Source organism: Enterobacter mori LMG 25706, from assembly GCF_000211415.1.
In the GTDB taxonomy this organism is placed as follows: Bacteria; Pseudomonadota; Gammaproteobacteria; order Enterobacterales; family Enterobacteriaceae; genus Enterobacter; species Enterobacter mori.
Map to the genome: position 1 here is coordinate 360,271 of NZ_GL890775.1, position 18,044 is coordinate 378,314.

Annotated in this window: 14 protein-coding genes; 9 read left to right on the forward strand and 5 right to left on the reverse strand. The window is 62.6% G+C overall.

Features of this window, described 5'->3' with window-relative positions:
- Positions 1-82: 82 nt before the first annotated feature.
- On the reverse strand, positions 83-2,332 hold the full coding sequence (locus tag ENTMO_RS0106730) for a TonB-dependent siderophore receptor (RefSeq protein ID WP_010428395.1): 2,250 nt from the start codon (positions 2,330-2,332) through the stop codon (positions 83-85).
- A gap of 146 nt (positions 2,333-2,478) precedes the next feature.
- On the opposite strand from ENTMO_RS0106730, the gene fes reads away from it, so the two are divergent.
- From fes to entF, 3 genes are read left to right on the forward strand one after another with little or no spacing between them, the layout of a single operon-like run.
- A complete protein-coding gene (gene fes, locus ENTMO_RS0106735) occupies positions 2,479-3,678 on the forward strand; it encodes an enterochelin esterase (protein ID WP_010428396.1) in 1,200 nt (399 codons plus the stop codon).
- 10 nt (positions 3,679-3,688) lie between these two features.
- Positions 3,689-3,901 carry an MbtH family protein gene (locus ENTMO_RS0106740; RefSeq protein WP_010428397.1) on the forward strand — a complete coding sequence of 71 codons (213 nt, stop codon included), beginning with the start codon at positions 3,689-3,691 and terminating at the stop codon, positions 3,899-3,901.
- The gene (entF, locus tag ENTMO_RS0106745; protein WP_010428398.1) at positions 3,898-7,755 is read left to right on the forward strand and encodes an enterobactin non-ribosomal peptide synthetase EntF; all 3,858 of its coding nucleotides are present in this window, start codon (positions 3,898-3,900) and stop codon (positions 7,753-7,755) included. Before ENTMO_RS0106740 ends, entF begins: the two co-directional genes overlap by 4 nt.
- An 88-nt stretch (positions 7,756-7,843) precedes the next feature.
- On the opposite strand, the gene fepC is transcribed toward entF, so the two are convergent.
- From fepC to fepD, 3 genes are read right to left on the reverse strand one after another with little or no spacing between them, the layout of a single operon-like run.
- Positions 7,844-8,644 carry an iron-enterobactin ABC transporter ATP-binding protein gene (gene fepC / locus ENTMO_RS0106750; protein ID WP_010428401.1) on the reverse strand — a complete coding sequence of 267 codons (801 nt, stop codon included), beginning with the start codon at positions 8,642-8,644 and terminating at the stop codon, positions 7,844-7,846.
- A complete protein-coding gene (gene fepG / locus ENTMO_RS0106755; protein ID WP_029484999.1) occupies positions 8,641-9,630 on the reverse strand; it encodes an iron-enterobactin ABC transporter permease in 990 nt (329 codons plus the stop codon). Before fepG ends, fepC begins: the two co-directional genes overlap by 4 nt.
- Positions 9,630-10,634: a Fe(3+)-siderophore ABC transporter permease gene (gene fepD, locus ENTMO_RS0106760; protein WP_010428414.1), complete on the reverse strand. Its 1,005-nt coding sequence runs from the start codon at positions 10,632-10,634 to the stop codon at positions 9,630-9,632. Before fepD ends, fepG begins: the two co-directional genes overlap by 1 nt.
- Before the next feature lie 108 nt (positions 10,635-10,742).
- Here fepD and entS point away from each other — a divergent pair, with 108 nt between their 5' ends.
- Positions 10,743-11,990, forward strand: a complete 1,248-nt coding sequence (gene entS / locus ENTMO_RS0106765; RefSeq protein WP_010428416.1) for an enterobactin transporter EntS — start codon at positions 10,743-10,745, stop codon at positions 11,988-11,990.
- A gap of 46 nt (positions 11,991-12,036) precedes the next feature.
- On the opposite strand, the gene fepB is transcribed toward entS, so the two are convergent.
- Positions 12,037-12,996 (reverse strand): Fe2+-enterobactin ABC transporter substrate-binding protein, encoded by a 960-nt coding sequence (gene fepB / locus ENTMO_RS0106770; RefSeq protein ID WP_010428419.1) that lies wholly within the window; start codon positions 12,994-12,996, stop codon positions 12,037-12,039.
- A 188-nt stretch (positions 12,997-13,184) separates the two neighbouring features.
- Between fepB and entC the strand changes: the two genes are divergently transcribed.
- From entC to entH, 5 genes are read left to right on the forward strand one after another with little or no spacing between them, the layout of a single operon-like run.
- Positions 13,185-14,360 carry an isochorismate synthase EntC gene (gene entC, locus ENTMO_RS0106775; protein WP_010428423.1) on the forward strand — a complete coding sequence of 392 codons (1,176 nt, stop codon included), beginning with the start codon at positions 13,185-13,187 and terminating at the stop codon, positions 14,358-14,360.
- Between the two features lie 9 nt (positions 14,361-14,369).
- Positions 14,370-15,980 carry a (2,3-dihydroxybenzoyl)adenylate synthase EntE gene (entE, locus tag ENTMO_RS0106780; protein WP_010428426.1) on the forward strand — a complete coding sequence of 537 codons (1,611 nt, stop codon included), beginning with the start codon at positions 14,370-14,372 and terminating at the stop codon, positions 15,978-15,980.
- A 10-nt stretch (positions 15,981-15,990) separates the two neighbouring features.
- Positions 15,991-16,845: an isochorismatase gene (locus tag ENTMO_RS0106785; protein ID WP_010428429.1), complete on the forward strand. Its 855-nt coding sequence runs from the start codon at positions 15,991-15,993 to the stop codon at positions 16,843-16,845.
- Entirely contained in the window at positions 16,845-17,597 is a 753-nt protein-coding gene (gene entA / locus ENTMO_RS0106790) for a 2,3-dihydro-2,3-dihydroxybenzoate dehydrogenase EntA (RefSeq protein WP_010428432.1), read from the forward strand. Before ENTMO_RS0106785 ends, entA begins: the two co-directional genes overlap by 1 nt.
- Positions 17,597-18,010, forward strand: coding sequence for a proofreading thioesterase EntH (gene entH, locus ENTMO_RS0106795; RefSeq protein ID WP_010428435.1), 414 nt, complete (start codon positions 17,597-17,599; stop codon positions 18,008-18,010). Before entA ends, entH begins: the two co-directional genes overlap by 1 nt.
- Positions 18,011-18,044 lie beyond the last annotated feature (34 nt).

Consider the following 18,044-nt stretch of genomic DNA (forward strand, 5'->3'; position numbering starts at 1 on the left):
CCTCGCTCTCACCCCGACCCTCTCCCACAGGGAGAGGGAGCAAACACTAAAAACGGCAACAGGGTTGCCGTTTTGCTTTCACCTAGAAATGCGTATTCACGCTCATATACCAGGTCCGGCCCGGCTCATTATACGTATACGCACCCGCACCGTACATATACGCACCGGTCGTGGTGTTCCCGGTGGTCTGGGCATTACCCGCACGCCACTGGCGCTTGTCGAAGACGTTGTCTACGCCGCCGGTCAGGCTGACGTTTTTGGTCACGTCCCAGGTCGCGCTCAGGCCCACGATGCTGTACGGGCTGACTTCGTCTTTCTCAGACCCGGTCACCGGCTGACCTTTGTAGTTGTACTTCTTCGGCTGCTGCTTGCCGTACCAGGTGAAGGTCGACTGGAGCGACACGTCCTGATGGACCTGCCAGCTCAGGGTTGAGTTCAGCGTGTACTCAGGAATGATCGACAGACGGTCGCCGGTCTCCTTGTTTTTGCTCTGCAGCATGTAGGTGATGTTGTTGGTCCAGTTAATGGTGTCGCTGACCGGCACGTTCAGGGAGCCTTCCAGACCTTCGACCACCGCCTTCGGCACGTTTTCCCACTGGTAAATATCGGTGGTGACTTTGCTGGTGGACGTCTGGCCAATCGGCGCGTAGCCTGCTTCAATCTTGTCGCGATAGTCGTTACGGAACCAGGTGACACCCGCCTGCCAGCCGTCACGTTTCCACTCCAGACCGATCTCTTTGTTGATGCTGGTTTCAGCTTTCAGGTCGTCGTTACCCATCATGTAGCAGCCCACGCCGTCGGAGCTTGCGTAGCAGCCCTGACCTTTGCTGTAGAGCAGGTAGTTCGGGTTAGTCTGGTACAGGCTCGGTGCTTTGTAGGCGCGCGCGATCCCCATCTTCAGCGTGAATTCATCGCCAAGGCCTTGCGAGAGGTTGAGCGACGGGCTCCAGTTGTTGCCGACGATGGTGTGGTGATCGAAGCGCAGGGCAGGGGTCAGCATGGTGCTGTCGGTCAACTCCATGTTGTTTTCGGCGAACAGGGAGAAAATCTCCGCCGAGGAGTACGGGCTGCGGTCGTCGCTCATGCCCGGAATGGTGCCGCCCTGCTGGGCCTGGGTGTTAGAGGTGGAATCCTTCATGCGCTGCTGGTTCCACTCGGTGCCCAGCGTCAGGTTCTGGTTGACGATGAAATCAATCGGCAGGTTGATTTCGCTGTGCAGCATCACGTCGGCCAGGTCGGTGTCGGTGAATTTATTGCTGTTGAACAATCCTTCCAGACCGCCCGCCAGCCCTTCGCCCAGACGGGAGTTACGGGTGTGTTCGTACTGCGCCCAGTTGCTGGTGGTAATGCCGTTATCCCAGCCGCCGTTCCAGGTCACCGCAAAGTTCTGGCGGTAGATACGGTTAGTCTCTTTACCGTAGTTTTTCTTCACCAGCCCGCTGGAGCTATTGTCGTTGTTGGTGTTCTGCGTGTCACCTGCGTACAGGTTGTTCTGGCGGCTGTAGCCGGCTTCAAACTCCAGAGACTGCATTGGCGCGAAGTCCCAGCGCACCACGCCATTGATGTCTTTGTTTTCCACACCTTCACGGCCTGCGGGCAGCGTGTCGGCATAAGCACCGGTACGGTCAGACTGGTGGCCCTGGTTGATGTCCCACGCGTCGGCCTGGGTTTTGTCCAGGTTGCCGAACATGCGGAAGCTGAAATCGCCGCCCAGCGGACCGCTGAGGCTGAAGTTGGTGCGCTTGGTGGAACCTTCGTCCTTGTGTTCTGGCGCATTCAGGTAGGTGTTCCAGGAGCCGTGCCACTGGTTGTCGAATTTTTTGGTGATGATGTTCACCACGCCGCCAGCCGCGCCGTTACCGTAGCGCGCGGCGGCCGGGCCGCGGATCACTTCGATGCGTTCGATCATCTCTGGTGGCACCCAGCCGGTATCGCCGCGGGTATCACGCTCGCCGCGCCAGCCCAGGCGGATGGAGTTACGGCTGGTGACCGGCTTACCGTCGATCAGGATCAGGGTGTTTTCCGGGCCCATGCCGCGAATGTCAATCTGACGGTTGTTCCCGCGCTGGCCGCTGGTGGAGTTTCCGGTCAGGTTGACGCCCGGCATGGTGCGGATGATTTCAGCCACGTCCCGCGCGGGCGGGTTTTTGCGGATTTCATCGGCGGTGATGGTCGACACGCCCGGCGCCTGCAGGTTCTGCTCGGCGGCGGTGATCACCATCGTGTCTTCGTGCTGCGCGGTGGCGGTGTTGTCGTCTGCCATGGCGGGCAGCGCGACACCATAAATCCCTAAATTGACCAGCAAGGCCAGAGAGTGAATCTTCTTATTCATTGTACGTCCCGCTTTTATGGTTATTTAATGAGCGCGCTTCCCACAGCGCGGGCATTACGCTATTGCAAATGCAAATAGTTATCAATAATATTATCAATAAAATTTGTCCTGAAACAAAAAAGACTGTTAAACATGAGGTTATAAGGGTGACGGCGTTAACAACGGGAAGTGAAGCCTGGTGGCAGTCCAAAAACGGGCCAGAATGGGAACGTCTGAAGGCGAATTATCGCGTCACCTTCTGGTGGCGTGACCCGGCAGGAACGCAGAAAACATCAACGGTTAAACGCGTCTGGCTCTACATCACCGGCGTGACCGATCATCATCAAAATGCCCGCCCGCAATCTCTTGAGCGCATCCCGGATACCGACGTCTGGCAGTGGCAGGGCGAGTTCAGCCCTGAATGGCGCGGCAGCTACTGTTTCATCCCCTCCGATAACGAAAACGATTTTGCCAGCGCAGTGTTTGAAGGCGAGCAGCCGGACCGCATGGCGCTGCGCGAAGGCTGGCGCAAGCTGTTGCCGCACGCGGTCTCCGACCCGCTGAATCCGCAGAGCTGGCGCGGCGGGCGCGGTCACGCCGTCTCGGCGCTGGAGATGCCGGATGCCCCCGTTCAGCCCGGCTGGGATCGTTCCGAAACGCCGTATCAGCCACCAGTCTGCATTGAGTGGAACAGTGCACGTCTCAACAACCGTCGCCGCGTGTGGATTTTTACCACCGGAGATGACAGCTCCGGGCGCCCGCTGGCGGTGCTGCTCGACGGGCAGTTCTGGGCCGAAAGCATGCCCGTCTGGCCTGCGCTGGCGTCGCTGACCCGCAACGGCAAACTGCCGCCTGCGGTCTATGTCTTAATTGATGCGATCGACACAGAACATCGCAGCCGGGAACTGCCCTGTAATCCCGATTTCTGGCTGGCGGCGCAGGAAGAACTCCTTCCCCTTGTGAAAACAACCGCCTCGTTCAGCGACCGTGCCGATCGGACCATCGTGGCGGGCCAGAGCTTTGGTGGCCTCTCTTCGCTTTATGCTGGCCTCAACTGGCCGCAGCGTTTTGGCTGCATCCTCAGCCAGTCCGGCTCCTACTGGTGGCCGCACCGCGGCGCGCAGCAGGACGGGCTGCTCATCGAACAACTTAAAGCGGGTGAAAAAACCGCACGCGGGCTGCGCATTGTCCTCGAGGCCGGGCGCAACGAGCCGCTTATCTTCCGCGCGAATCAGGCGATTTTCGCCGAACTACACACGCAGCAGCCGATTTTCTGGCGCCAGGTTGACGGCGGGCACGATGCGCTTTGCTGGCGCGGTGGGCTGACGCAGGGGCTGATGACCCTCTGGCAGCCGCTTATTCACTAACGGAGTCTGTATGGAATTCAGCAATCCTTTCGATAATCCGCAGGGACAGTTCGCCATTCTGCAAAACGACCAGGGGCAGTACAGCCTGTGGCCGCAGCAGTGCGACCTGCCCGCAGGCTGGCGCGTTGTCTGCGAGCCGCAGTCCCAGGAGGCGTGCCGGCAGTGGCTTGCCGGGCATTGGCAAACGCTTGTCCCGTCCCATTTTGCGGAGGGGAGCGCATGAACCGTCTTCCTCTCGTTGCCGCCCAGCCGGGTATCTGGATGGCGGAGCAGCTTTCCTCCCTGCCAAACGCCTGGAGCGTGGCGCACTACACCGAACTGAAAGGCGACATTGACGCGCCATTGCTGGCAAAAGCGATTGCTGAAGGCATGATGCAGGCCGATACCCTGCGGATGCGTTTCGCCGAGGATAACGGCGAGGTGTGGCAGTGGGTGGATGACACCTTCGTTCTGGCGGAGCCGTCCATCGTTCGCGCTACCTCTCACGACGACGCCGTGGCGCTGATGGAGGCCGATCTTAACCAGAACCTGCGCGTCGACAGCGGGCAGCCGCTGGCGTTTCACCAGCTGATTCAGGTGGGGGAAAACCACTGGTACTGGTATCAGCGCTATCACCATCTGGTGGTGGATGGCTTCAGCTTCCCGGCCATTACCCGCCAGATCGCCGCGATTTATACCGCCTGGAAAAAGGGTGAACCGACGCCTGCATCCCCGTTTACGCCGTTTGCCGAAGTGGTGGATGAGTATCAGCGCTATCGCGACAGCGAGGCATACGCGCGCGACGGTGCCTTCTGGGCAGAGCAGCGCAAGCAGCTTCCTTCTCCGGTCTCGCTCTCTTCCGCGCCGCTGCCGGGACGCGCCGCCACTACTGACATTCTGCGCCTGAAAATTGCAATGGACGGCCGGGCCTTTAGCCAGCTTGCACAGGCGGCAGGGCAGGCGCAGCGCACCGATCTGGCGCTTGCGCTGGTGGCGCTGTGGCTGGGCCGCCTCACCGGACGGCTGGACTACGCCGCCGGGTTTATCTTTATGCGCCGCATGGGTTCCGCGGCGCTCACCGCGACCGGGCCGGTGCTGAACGTGCTGCCGCTGGCGGTCAATATCGACGCGCAGGAGAGCCTGCCCGCGCTGGCGCTGCGACTGGCTAACCAGCTGAAAAAAATGCGCCGCCATCAGCGCTACGACGCCGAGCAGATCGTGCGCGACAGCGGGCGTGCCGCAGGCGACGAAGCGCTGTTTGGCCCGGTGCTGAACGTTAAGGTTTTCGATTATCAGCTGGATATCGACGGCGTGGAGGCCATCACCCACACGCTGGCAACCGGCCCGGTGAACGATCTCGAGCTGGCGCTGTTCCCGGACGAGCAGGGCGATCTCCGCATTGAGATCCTCGCCAATAAACAGCGTTACGATGAGGCGACGCTTACCCGTCACGTGGCGCGCCTGAACGCGATGCTGCTGCAGTTTTCGGCTAATCCGGACCTGCGCTGCGGCGAAGTGGAAACTGTTTCAGAACAGGAATACGCGAAGCTCGCCCGCATCAACGATACCGGGCTGGCGCTGCCGTCTACCACGCTGGCGGATCTGGTGGCGGAGCAGGCGAGCAAAACGCCGGACGCCCCTGCGCTGGCGGATGCGCACATCGAACTGAACTATCGCCAGATGCGCGAGCAGGTCGTCGCGCTGGCAAACCTGTTGCGCGAGCGCGGCGTGAAGCCGGGCGACAGCGTGGCGGTGGCACTCCCGCGCTCGGTGTTCCTGACGCTGGCGCTGCACGGCATCGTCGAGGCCGGTGCCGCGTGGCTGCCGCTGGATACCGGCTACCCGGACGACCGCCTGCGGATGATGCTGGAGGACGCGAAGCCGTCCCTGCTCATTACCACCGACGAGCAGCTCCCGCGCTTTAGCGACCTGCCGATTACGGCATTTAGTTACAACACACTGTTACCGGCCGCGGGTGCTGAACCGCTGCGCCTGGCGAAGCCAGAGCAGACGTCGTACATCATCTTTACCTCCGGTTCGACGGGACGCCCGAAAGGGGTCATGGTCGGCCATACCGCCATCGTTAACCGCCTGAAGTGGATGCAGGACCATTACCCTCTGACGGCGTTTGACGTGGTGGCGCAGAAAACGCCGTGCAGCTTTGACGTGTCGGTGTGGGAGTTCTGGTGGCCGTTTATCGCCGGGGCGAAGCTGGTGATGGCCGAGCCGGACGCGCACCGCGATCCGCAGGCAATGCAGAGTTTCTTCGCCCGGTACGGCGTGACCACCACCCACTTCGTGCCGTCGATGCTGGCGGCCTTTGTCGCCTCGCTGACCCCCGAAAACGCTGCGTGTTGCAAAACCCTTAAGCAGGTGTTCTGTAGCGGCGAAGCGCTGCCGACCGGGCTGTGCCGGGAGTGGGAACAGCTCACCCGTGCGCCGCTGCACAACCTCTATGGTCCAACGGAAGCGGCGGTGGATGTGAGCTGGTATCCGGCGTTTGGCCCCGAGCTGGCGGCGGTGGAAGGCAACAGCGTGCCAATTGGCTTCCCGGTGTGGAACACGGGGCTACGCATCCTTGACGCGATGATGCGCCCGGTGCCGTTCGGCGTGGCGGGCGACCTGTATCTTACCGGCATTCAGCTGGCGCAGGGGTATCTGGGCCGTCCGGACCTCACCGCCAGCCGCTTTATCGCCGACCCGTTTGCCCCCGGCGAGCGGATGTACCGCACCGGCGACGTTGCCCGCTGGCTGGACAACGGCGCGGTGGAATATCTCGGCCGCAGCGACGATCAGCTGAAAATTCGCGGCCAGCGCATCGAGCTGGGCGAGATCGACCGGGCGATGCTGTCGCTGCCGGACGTCGCCCAGGCCGTCGCCCACGCCTGCGTGTTCAACCAGGCGGTGGCAACCGGCGGCGATGCCCGTCAGCTGGTAGGGTATGTCGTCTCTGAATCCGGCTTACCGCTGGATCGCGACGCGCTGCTGGCGTCGCTCAAAGCCCAGCTGCCGCCGCACATGGTGCCGGTGGTGCTGCTGCAAATCAGCGCGCTGCCGCTCAGCGCGAACGGCAAGCTGGATCGCAAGGCGCTGCCGCTGCCGGAGCTGACGAGTAAATCCTCCGGCCGTGCGCCGGAGACGGAAACCGAAGTCGTCGTCGCGCAGGCGTTTTCCGCGCTGCTGGGCTGTGAGGTGAACGACATTGAAGCCGACTTTTTTGCCCTCGGTGGCCACTCGCTGCTGGCGATGCGCCTGGCGGCACAGCTTAGCCGCGCGTTCGAACGCAGGGTGACGCCGGGACAGATTATGGTCGCCTCCACGGTCAGCAAGCTCAGCGCGCTGCTGGACTCGCAGATGAGCGACGAGCAGGCGCAGCGCCTGGGGTATGAAACCCTTCTGCCGCTGCGCGAGAGCGACGGCCCGACGCTGTTCTGCTTCCATCCGGCGTCCGGCTTTGCCTGGCAGTTTAGCGTGCTGGCGCGCTACCTCAGCCCGCGCTGGTCCATCATGGGCATTCAGTCGCCGCGCCCGGAAGGGCCGATGCAGCAGTGTGCGGATCTGGATGGAGTGATTGAGCATCATCTGAATACGTTGCGTAAGCAGCAGCCGCAGGGGCCGTATTACCTGTTCGGCTATTCCCTCGGCGGCACGCTGGCGCAGGGCATTGCGGCGCGTCTGCGCGCGCAGGGGGAAGAGGTCGCGTTCCTCGGTCTGCTGGATACCTGGCCGCCGGAAACTCAGAACTGGGCGGAGAAAGAGGCCAACGGTCTCGACCCGGAGGTGCTGGCGGAAATCGAGCGCGAGCGCCAGGCGTTTATCGCCGCCCAGCAGGGGCAGGGCTCCAGCGAGCTGTTTAGCGCCATTGAGGGCAACTACGCCGACGCGGTACGGCTGCTCACCACCGCGCACCGCGCGCGGTTTGAGGGGAAAGCGACGCTGTTTGTCGCCGAGCGCACGCGAACGATGGATCCGCAGCAGGCCTGGTCGCCGTGGGTGGCGGAACTTGAGGTGTATAGCCAGGATTGCGCCCACGTGGATATCATTTCACCGCAGGCGTTTGAGCAGATAGGGCCGGTGTTGAGGGAGATTTTGGGGTAGTGCAAATGCCCCTCACCCTAACCCTCTCCCACGGGGAGAGGGGATGGTTTGCTCCCTCTCCCTGTGGGAGAGGGCCGGGGTGAGGGCATCAGACCGCACGCTTGCCTAACGGCACCACCAGCGGCGTACCCGCCACCGGATCGTCAATAATCATGCAGCGCATGCCGTAGATCCGCTCGATCAGCTCCGGCGTCACAATCTCTTTCGGCGCGCCCTGCGCCACAATCTCGCCGTCGCGTAGCGCAATCAAATGCGTGGCGTAGCGGCACGCCTGGTTTAAATCGTGCAGCACCGCTGCCAGGGTGTAGCCCTGCGTGCGGTTCAGCTCGCTCAGCAGCTCCAGCAGGTCAATCTGATGGCTGATGTCGAGCCAGGTCGTCGGCTCGTCCAGCAGCATGATGGAGGTCTCCTGCGCCAGCACCATCGCGATCCACGCCCGCTGACGCTGCCCGCCGGAGAGGGTGTCCACGCTTTGCAGGGCGAGATCGGTAATCCCCGTCGCCCGCATCGCGCGGCTGACCGCCTCGTCATCCTCTTTACGCCAGCGGGTGAACAGCGGCTGGTGCGGATAGCGCCCGCGCGAGACCAGCTCCTGTACCGTGATGTCTCCCGGTGTGGTGGCGTTTTGCGCCAGCAGCCCGATGCGCCGCGCCACCTCTTTGCTGGCGAAGCGCTGGATCTGCTCTCCGTCGAGGAACACGCTGCCTTCAGCCGGCGTCATCAGGCGGCTCAGCGTGCGCAGCAGGGTCGATTTGCCGCAGCCGTTCGGCCCGATGATTGCCGTAAAATGGCCGTCCGGAATGGCGACGGATAAGTCACGGGCAATGATTTTTTTGCCGTAGCCGAGGGTAAGATTTTCGCCGCGCAAGCGGGTTGTAGAATCTGTCATTTCTTGCGTGACTCCTGAACGAGCAAGACGATGAGGTAAATCCCGCCGAGGCTGACGGTCACCACGCCCACCGGCAGTTGATAAGGCATAAACAGCCGCTGGGCGCAGAGATCGGCGGCCAGCAGCAACAATGCGCCGCAGAACGCCGCCTGGGTTAATCCCCAGCGCGGCGTCCCGCTAAGGCGGCGGGCGATGTGCGGTGCCACGAGGGCGATAAACGAAATCGGCCCGGCGATAGCGGTAGAGGCGGCAGTCAGCAGTACGGCGACCAGCATCAGCATCAGGCGCGAGCGCTCGACGCCCACCCCCAGCGCGCAGGCGCTGTCGTCGCCCATCTCCAGCAGGCGCATGCGTCGCACCAGCAGCAGCGCGCCGATAAACATCAGCAAAATCAGCGGCGCGGCGGGCCAGGTTTTACCCCACGTCAGGCCGTTGAGGGAACCGGCATACCACAGCCCGGCGGAGAGCGCGGTTTCCAGCGAGGCCTGCAGTAAAAGCCAGGTGTTAAAGGCCATCAGCATGGCGCGTATGCCGATCCCCATGATGATCAGACGGAAGGTGTCGATACCGTTGCGCCAGGCCAGCGCCCAGATCAGTAATGACGTCAGAATGCCGCCCGCCATCGCCGTAAAGGTAATCGCCGTCAGGTGCTGACCAAACAGCACCATCGCCACCAGCACGCCGCTCCAGGCCCCGGTGTTGAGGCCCATCACGTCCGGGCTGCCGAGCGGGTTGCGCATCAGCGACTGAAATATCGCACCGCTCACGCCGAGCGCCGCGCCCACCAGAATTGCCATCGCCACGCGCGGCAGTCGCCACTCCGTCACTACCATAGTGATGTTGCGCGGCGCGCTGCCGAGCAGGGCGTTAAAGACCTGCGCAAAATCGAGCGTGACCGCGCCGCTGCGCAGGCTCCAGACCGCCAGCAGCAGAATGGCTATAAGCAGCAGCGAGACGCTGGTGAGTAAACGACGGGACGGGGCCATCATGCGCCACCTCCGCGTTTACGGCGTACCAGGAAGATCAGCACTGGCGCGCCGATAAAGGCGCTGACCACCGAGACGCGCAGTTCACCGGGCACCAGCAGGCGGCCCAGCACGTCGGCAAACAGCAGCAGGGCAGGGGTGGCCAGCAGCGTCACCGGCAGCGACCAGCGGTGATCCGCCCCCACCAGCCAGCGCGCCATGTGCGGCATCATCAGGCCAATAAAGGCGATCGGGCCGACCACCGCGGTCGCGCTGCCGCACAGCACGGTGATGGCGAGCAGACCAATCAGCTGCGTGCGCGCCACGCGGTTGCCGAGGGCGGTCGCGGTGTCGCTGCCGAGACTCAGGCTGTTGAGCGCGCGGCTTAAAAACAGCGCCACGGCGGCAGCGATAATGACCGGGATTGCCACCACTTTTAACGTTTCAAGGGTGCGGATATCCAGCGAACCGGCCTGCCAGAAGCGCAGCTGGTCGTAAACGTCCGGGTTGAGCAGGGCGATGCCGTTGGATAAGCCTTCCAGCACCGCCGCGAGCGCCACGCCAGCCAGCGTCAGGCGGACCGGACTCAGCTGGCCGCCGCCCTGGCTGCCGGTAAAGGCGACGACCAGCGAGGCGGCCAGCGCGCCGCAGAAGGCCATCGCCAGCTGTTCGGAGGGCGAGGTCAACCCGAACAGCGCCGCGCCGAGCACGATGGCAAAGCTGGCGCCGGAGTTAACGCCGAGAATGCCGGGGTCCGCCAGCGGGTTACGGGTAAGGGTTTGCATCAGGGCACCGGCAAGGCCGAGCGCGCCACCCGCCAGCAGTCCGGCAAGCGTGCGGGGGAGTCGGGCGTCGAGCACGATAATACAGTCAGCGCTCTGGCAGGTGCCGGAGAGCGCATCAACGATAACGGACGCGGGCAGCGGCTTCGCGCCGACCAGCAGGCTGAGTGCAACCGCAAGGCTCATGAGCAGCAGTAAAACGGGCACGGCAACGGCGCGCACCGCAGAAGAGGAAAACGACATAGCAACATCCATGATTTGATAATGATAGTGATTATCGTTATCTATCTTATTTGGCTATGTTAGCATGTGCGCCCATGGAAAGGGTAGAAATAGACTCAAGGCTTTGTCATGAATCAAAAATCCTGGCTGCTCAACCTCAGCCTGCTGAAAACGCACCCGGCGTATCGCGCCGTATTTATCGCTCGCTTTATCTCCATTTTGTCCCTCGGGCTGCTCGGCGTGGCCGTGCCGGTACAGATCCAGACCCTGACGCACTCCAGCTGGCTGGTGGGGTTATCCGTCACCTTAACCGGCGGGGCGATGTTCATCGGCCTGATGGTCGGCGGCGTACTGGCGGACCGCTACGAGCGTAAGAAGCTGATCCTGCTGGCGCGCGGCACCTGCGGCGTGGGCTTTATCGGGCTGTGTCTGAACGCCATGCTGCCGGAGCCGTCGCTGATCGCCATTTACGCGCTGGGGCTGTGGGACGGTTTCTTCGCCTCGCTGGGCGTGACGGCGCTGCTGGCGGCAACGCCCGCGCTGGTCGGGCGCGAGAATCTGATGCAGGCGGGGGCGATCACCATGCTCACCGTGCGCCTCGGCTCGGTGATTTCGCCGATGGTGGGCGGCCTGCTGCTGGCGACCGGCAACGTGGCGTGGAACTACGGGCTGGCGGCGGCGGGGACCTTCATCACCACCCTGACCCTGCTGCGCCTGCCGCTGCTGCCGCCTCCGCCGCAGCCGCGCGAGCATCCGCTGAAATCACTGATGGCCGCTATTCGTTTCCTGTTCAGCAACCCGCTAATTGGCGGGATTGCGCTGCTCGGTGGCCTGCTGACGATGGCGAGCGCCGTGCGCGTGCTCTACCCGGCGCTGGCGGGAGAGTGGCAGATGAGCGCCTCGGAGATTGGCGTGCTGTACGCCGCCATTCCGCTCGGCGCGGCATGCGGAGCGCTGACCAGCGGCAACCTGGCGCAAAGCGCGCGTCCGGGGTTGATTATGCTGCTTGCCACGCTGGCGTCGTTTATCGCCATTGGCTTCTTTAGCCTGATGCCGGTGTGGGCGCTGGGCGTGCTGTGTCTGGTGATCTTCGGCTGGCTGAGCGCCATCAGCTCACTTTTGCAATACACCCTGATCCAGACCCAGACGCCGGAAGGGATGCTTGGGCGCATTAACGGCCTGTGGACGGCGCAGAACGTGACGGGTGATGCCATTGGCGCGGCGATCCTCGGCGGCCTGGGGGCGATAATGACCCCGGTGGCCTCGGCGAGCAGCAGCGGGTTTGCGTTAGCGATGGTTGGCGTGATGTTGTTAGTGGCGCTGGTGGAATTGCGGCGGTTCAGGCAGGAGAGTGTGTTGAACGACGGTGCGGCCTGATGCCCTCACCCCGACCCTCTCCCACAGGGAGAGGGAGGGAAAATGCCTACTTAAACAACGTATTCAGTCTGTCTAACACCAGCATCGCGCTGTAATAATCCAGGCGGAACGTCTCGGTTCCCAACGCCCAAACCCGTTTGTTTTTCACCGACGGCAGATGCGCCAGCAGCGGGTTGGCGTAAATCGCGTCGACGTCTTTCTCATCGCCCGCAAACACAAACAGCCCTTCACCGTTCAGCCCCGTCGCCAGGTTTTCTCCACCCAACTGAATAATGTCGTGGCGTTTGCCCTGGCTTTTGGAGGTCTGCAGCCCTGTGGGCAGCTCCGCCAGCGTAAAGCCCAGCTGGTGCAGCAGCTTGCCCTGTGCGGATTCAGCGGTCCACAGGTTGGCGCTGTGCGCGGCGGCGGTGTAGACGATGGCGTTCACCGGCTGCGGCGGCAGCTTCATCTGCTCTTTTACCTGCGCGAGCTGTTTATCAAAGGCGGCAATGCGCCCGGCGGCCTGTTTTTCCTGACCGGTGAGGGTGCCCAACTGGGTCAGCAGTTCCTGCCAACTCTTGTCGTCGTAGTTGATGATAAGCGTCGGGGCGATGGCGGAGAGCTGGTCGTACAGCGCCAGCGCGGAATCCCCGCCGGTAGCGCTGATCAAAATCAGGTCCGGCATCTCGGCGGCAACCGCTTCGGCGCTCGGCTCGCCAATGTACAGTCGCGCAACCTTGCGCTGTTTCGCAATATCCCCCCACTGGCGCAGGAAACCCTGCCCATCCGCCACGCGGTTGTTCGGCGTGGTGGCGCCGCTGGCGACGACCGGGGCGTCAATCGCCAGCAGGGAGCCGGTTAAGGTCACGCTGGTGGAAACAATGCGCGTCGGTTTGCTCTCAAGGGTATGCACGCCGCGGCTGTCGGTCACCTGGCGCGGCCAGTCGGCGGCGGTCGCTGAGGTTAGTCCTAAAACAAAAAGACCTGTCAGAAGAAAGGCATTACGGCAAAGGGCAGGGAATTTCACTGAGCGGCCTCCTGTTATCGTTGAAGTTAATGCTTCTCATTTTCATGATTGCCGGGAAGGGATGCAAGCGTTTGTCGCACAAGTTGTTTGACCGACGGTTGACAGCGGGGCGCTGTGGGATTAGGTTAGCCGACGAAAATATAAATGATAATCATTATTGCTTCTTTTATCATTTTGAGGAGGATGATATGGATACGTCCCTGGCTGAGGAAGTTCAGCACACCGCAACTACGCTGCAATCAGCCAGCCTTTTCTTTATGTCGCCTTACCGCAGTTTTACGACGTCCGGCTGCGTTGCCCGCTTTTCTGAGTCCGCCGTTGGCGGCGACGATCCGGCAGGCCGCTTCCAGCAGAAATTAGCCCAGGCTTTTCAGAACGCGAAGGCCAGCGGCATCGCCCATCCGGTCATGGTAGGGGCAATCCCATTCGATACCCGCAAGCCGTCGTCGCTGTTTATTCCCGAACGCTGGCAGACGTTTTCTCGCCCGGCGCGCCAGCAGTCTTCACGCTATTTCTCCGGTGCGCAGTCACTGAATATTGAAAAACGTACCGAGATCCCCCCGCAACCTGTGTTTGAAGAGATGGTCGCCCGCGCCGCGGCGCTGACCGCCACGCCGCAGGTGAACAAGGTCGTGCTGTCGCGCCTGATTGATATTGCGACCGATAACAACATTGATAGCGGTGCGTTGATGGAGCGTCTTATCGCTCAGAACCCGGCGAGCTTTAATTTCCACGTGCCGCTGGAAGACGGCGGCGTGCTGCTGGGGGCAAGCCCCGAACTGCTGCTGCGCAAAGAGGGCGCGCACTTTAGCTCGCTGCCGCTGGCAGGCTCGGCGCGTCGTCAGCCAGACGACGTATTAGATCGCGAAGCGGGCAATAAGCTGCTGGCCTCCGAAAAAGACCGTCACGAACACGACCTGGTGACCCAGGCGATGAAGGCCATTCTGGCACCGCGCAGCCACCATCTCAGCATGCCGGATTCTCCTCAGTTGATTACCACGCCGACGCTGTGGCATCTGGCAACGCCGGTAAAAGGCGAGGCGCGTGAAAATGAAAACGCCCTGACGCTGGCCTGCCTGCTGCACCCGACGCCGGCACTGAGCGGTTTCCCGCATCAGGCGGCAAAACAGCTGATTGCCGAGCTTGAGCCGTTCGACCGCGAGCTGTTCGGCGGCATCGTCGGCTGGTGCGACAGCGAAGGCAACGGCGAGTGGGTAGTGACCATCCGCTGCGCGCGTCTGCATAAAAATAGCGTTCGCCTGTTTGCCGGTGCGGGCATTGTTCCCGCCTCCTCGCCGGTGGGCGAGTGGCGCGAAACCGGCGTGAAGCTCTCCACCATGCTCAACGTTTTTGGTTTGCACTAAGGAATACTCATGACCATCCCTTTTACCCGCTGGCCTGAGGAATTTGCTCGCCGCTACCGCGAAAAAGGCTACTGGCAGGATCTGCCGTTGACCCACATCCTGACGGATCGCGCAGACAGCGATGCCGTGGCGATAATCGACGGCGAGCGGCACATCACCTACCGCGCGTTTAATCAGGCGGTGAACAACCTGGCGTCCGTCTTTGAGGCGCAGGGGCTACACCGCGGCGAGACCGCGCTGGTGCAGCTCGGCAACGTGGCCGAGTTTTACATCACCTTCTTCGCGCTGCTGCAAATCGGCGTCGCGCCGGTGAACGCGCTCTTTAGCCATCAGCGCAGCGAGCTGAACGCCTACGCGGAGCAGATCAAACCCGCCGTGCTGATTGCCGATCGCGACCACACGCTGTTTGTGGGCGATGACTTTCTGAATACCTTTGTGGATGCGCACCGCTCGGTACGCGCCGTGCTGCTGCGCAGCGATAAGGGCGAACACGCGCTGGAAGCGGCGATTGCGCGCCCGGCGGATAATTTTATCCCGAACCCGACGCCCGCCGACGAGGTGGCGTTTTTCCAGCTCTCCGGCGGCAGCACCGGCACGCCGAAGCTGATCCCGCGCACGCATAACGATTACGACTACAGCATTCGCCGCAGCAACGAGATTTGCGGCATCACCGCCGAAACGCGTTACCTGAACGCGCTGCCCGCGGCGCATAACTACGCCATGAGTTCGCCGGGGTCGCTAGGCGTTTTCACCGCGGGCGGCTGCGTGGTGCTGGCGAACGATCCGAGTGCGACGCTCTGCTTCCCGCTGATTGAACGGCATCAGATCAACGTCACCTCGCTGGTGCCCCCGGCGGTGAGCCTGTGGCTGCAGGCGATTGCCGACGGCGAGGGGAACGCGCAGCTGAGATCTCTGAAGCTGCTTCAGGTGGGCGGCGCACGCCTCTCCGCCACGCTCGCGGCGCGCATTCCGGCGGAAATCGGCTGCCAGCTTCAGCAGGTATTCGGCATGGCTGAAGGGCTGGTGAACTACACCGCGCTCGACGACGCGCCGGAACGCATCATCAACACCCAGGGCCGTCCGATGTGCCCGGACGACGAAGTGTGGGTGGCGGACGAGCACGGTAACCCGCTGCCGCGCGGCGAAGTCGGACGTCTGATGACGCGCGGGCCGTACACCTTCCGGGGCTATTTCAACAGCCCGGAACACAACGCCAGCGCCTTCGATGCGAACGGTTTCTACTGCTCAGGGGATCTGATTGCCATCGACGAACAGGGCTACATCACCGTGCAGGGGCGCGAGAAAGATCAGATCAACCGCGGCGGGGAGAAGATCGCCGCCGAAGAGATTGAAAACCTGCTGCTGCGCCATGAGGCGGTGATCCACGCCGCGCTGGTGAGTATGGAGGACAGCCTGCTGGGCGAAAAAAGCTGCGCGTATCTGGTGGTGAAACAGCCCCTGCGCGCGGTCGAGGTGCGCCGCTTCCTGCGCGAGCAGGGCGTTGCCGAATTTAAGCTGCCGGACCGCGTGGAGAGCGTCGATGCGCTCCCGCTAACGCCGGTCGGCAAAGTCGATAAGAAACAGTTGCGCCTGTGGCTTGCAGAACGCGCCCGGGGCTGAGGAACAGAATATGGCCATTCCAAAATTAACCGCTTACGCCCTTCCGACCGCCGCAGAGCTGCCGACCAACAAGGTGAACTGGAGCTTTGAGCCGGAACGCGCCGCGCTGTTGATCCACGATATGCAGGAGTATTTCCTGAACTTCTGGGGTGAAAATAGCGCGATGATGCAGCAGGTGGTAGCGAATATCGCCAAACTTCGCGCCTGGTGCAAAGCGCACAATATTCCGGTGTACTACACGGCTCAGCCGAAAGAGCAGAGCGACGAAGACCGCGCCCTGCTGAACGACATGTGGGGGCCGGGCCTGACCCGCTCCCCGGAGCAGCAGCGTATCGTCGCTCAGCTGACGCCGGACGAAGCGGACACCGTGCTGGTCAAGTGGCGCTACAGCGCGTTCCACCGCTCGCCGCTGGAGCAGATGTTGAAAGAGACGGGCCGCAACCAGCTGCTGATTACCGGCGTGTACGCCCATATCGGCTGCATGACCACCGCCACCGATGCCTTCATGCGCGACATCAAGCCGTTCTTTATTGCCGACGCGCTGGCGGATTTCACCCGCGACGAGCACCTGATGTCGCTGAATTACGTAGCAGGGCGCTCGGGCCGCGTGGTGATGACCGACGAGCTGCTGCCGTCCGTCCCGGCGACCAAAACCGCGCTGCGCGAGCTGATCCTGCCGCTGCTGGACGAGTCCGACGAGCCGATGGATGACGAAAACCTGATCGACTATGGCCTGGACTCGGTGCGCATGATGGCGCTGGCCGCGCGCTGGCGCAAAGTGCACGGCGATATCGACTTCGTGATGCTGGCAAAAAATCCAACAATCGACGCCTGGTGGGCGCTGCTCTCCCGCGAGGTGAAGTAATGGGATTTGATTTCACCGGTAAAACCGTCTGGGTGACGGGCGCGGGGAAGGGGATTGGCTACGCGACGGCGCTGGCGTTTGCCGAAGCCGGCGCGCAGGTGACCGGGTTCGATCTGGCCTTCCCGCAGGAAGATTATCCGTTTGCCACCGAAACGCTGGACGTGGCGGATTTTGCTCAGGTCAGCGATGTGTGTGGCCGTTTGCTTAATACCCTTGAGCGTCTGGACGTGCTGGTCAACGCGGCGGGTATTCTGCGCATGGGGGCGACGGACCAGCTCTCGCTGGAGGACTGGCAGCAGACCTTCGCGGTCAACGTCGGCGGCGCGTTCAACCTGTTCCAGCAGACGATGGGCCAGTTCCGCCGTCAGCAGGGTGGGGCGATAGTCACCGTGGCGTCCGACGCGGCGCACACGCCGCGCATCGGCATGAGCGCCTACGGTGCGTCGAAAGCGGCGCTGAAAAGCCTGGCCCTGACCGTCGGGCTGGAGCTGGCGAGCTGCGGCGTGCGCTGTAACCTGGTGTCGCCAGGCTCAACGGACACCGACATGCAGCGCACCCTGTGGACCAGCGACGACGCGGAACAGCAGCGTATTCGCGGCTTTGGCGAGCAGTTCAAGCTCGGCATTCCGCTGGGCAAAATCGCCCGCCCGCAGGAGATTGCCAGCACGGTGCTGTTCCTGGCATCCGATGTCGCCAGCCATATTACCCTGCAGGATATCGTGGTGGACGGCGGCTCCACGCTGGGGGCGTGATGATCTGGAAACGTCATTTATCGCTTGAGGAGCTGAACGCCACCAGCCAGAACACCCTGGTGGCGCATCTCGGCATCGTCTATACCCGTATCGGTGACGACACGCTGGAAGCGGAGATGCCGGTGGATGCGCGCACCCATCAGCCGTTTGGCCTGCTGCACGGCGGCGCGTCGGCGGCGCTGGCGGAAACGCTGGGATCGATGGCCGGTTTTCTGATGACCCGCGACGGACAGAACGTGGTAGGTACGGAGCTGAACGCCACGCACCACCGGGCGGTGTCGCAGGGGAGAGTGCGCGGGGTGTGCCAGCCGCTGCATCAGGGGCGCTCCAGCCAGAGCTGGGAGATCGTGGTCTTCGACGAGCAGGGGCGGCGGTGCTGTACGTGTCGGTTGAGTACGATGGTGCTGGGTTGATTTTGTGCGGTCTGTTGCCCTCACCCTAACCCTC

What these genes read in the sequence shown, in the direction of transcription:
- ENTMO_RS0106730 (WP_010428395.1), bottom strand. Translation starts at nt 2,332, where the DNA reads ATGAATAAGAAGATTCACTCTCTGGCCTTGCTGGTCAATTTAGGGATT.
- ENTMO_RS0106740 (WP_010428397.1), top strand. Translation starts at nt 3,689, where the DNA reads ATGGAATTCAGCAATCCTTTCGATAATCCGCAGGGACAGTTCGCCATT.
- entF (WP_010428398.1), top strand. Translation starts at nt 3,898, where the DNA reads ATGAACCGTCTTCCTCTCGTTGCCGCCCAGCCGGGTATCTGGATGGCG.
- fepC (WP_010428401.1), bottom strand. Translation starts at nt 8,644, where the DNA reads ATGACAGATTCTACAACCCGCTTGCGCGGCGAAAATCTTACCCTCGGC.
- fepG (WP_029484999.1), bottom strand. Translation starts at nt 9,630, where the DNA reads ATGGCCCCGTCCCGTCGTTTACTCACCAGCGTCTCGCTGCTGCTTATA.
- fepD (WP_010428414.1), bottom strand. Translation starts at nt 10,634, where the DNA reads ATGTCGTTTTCCTCTTCTGCGGTGCGCGCCGTTGCCGTGCCCGTTTTA.
- entS (WP_010428416.1), top strand. Translation starts at nt 10,743, where the DNA reads ATGAATCAAAAATCCTGGCTGCTCAACCTCAGCCTGCTGAAAACGCAC.
- entC (WP_010428423.1), top strand. Translation starts at nt 13,185, where the DNA reads ATGGATACGTCCCTGGCTGAGGAAGTTCAGCACACCGCAACTACGCTG.
- entE (WP_010428426.1), top strand. Translation starts at nt 14,370, where the DNA reads ATGACCATCCCTTTTACCCGCTGGCCTGAGGAATTTGCTCGCCGCTAC.
- ENTMO_RS0106785 (WP_010428429.1), top strand. Translation starts at nt 15,991, where the DNA reads ATGGCCATTCCAAAATTAACCGCTTACGCCCTTCCGACCGCCGCAGAG.
- entA (WP_010428432.1), top strand. Translation starts at nt 16,845, where the DNA reads ATGGGATTTGATTTCACCGGTAAAACCGTCTGGGTGACGGGCGCGGGG.
- entH (WP_010428435.1), top strand. Translation starts at nt 17,597, where the DNA reads ATGATCTGGAAACGTCATTTATCGCTTGAGGAGCTGAACGCCACCAGC.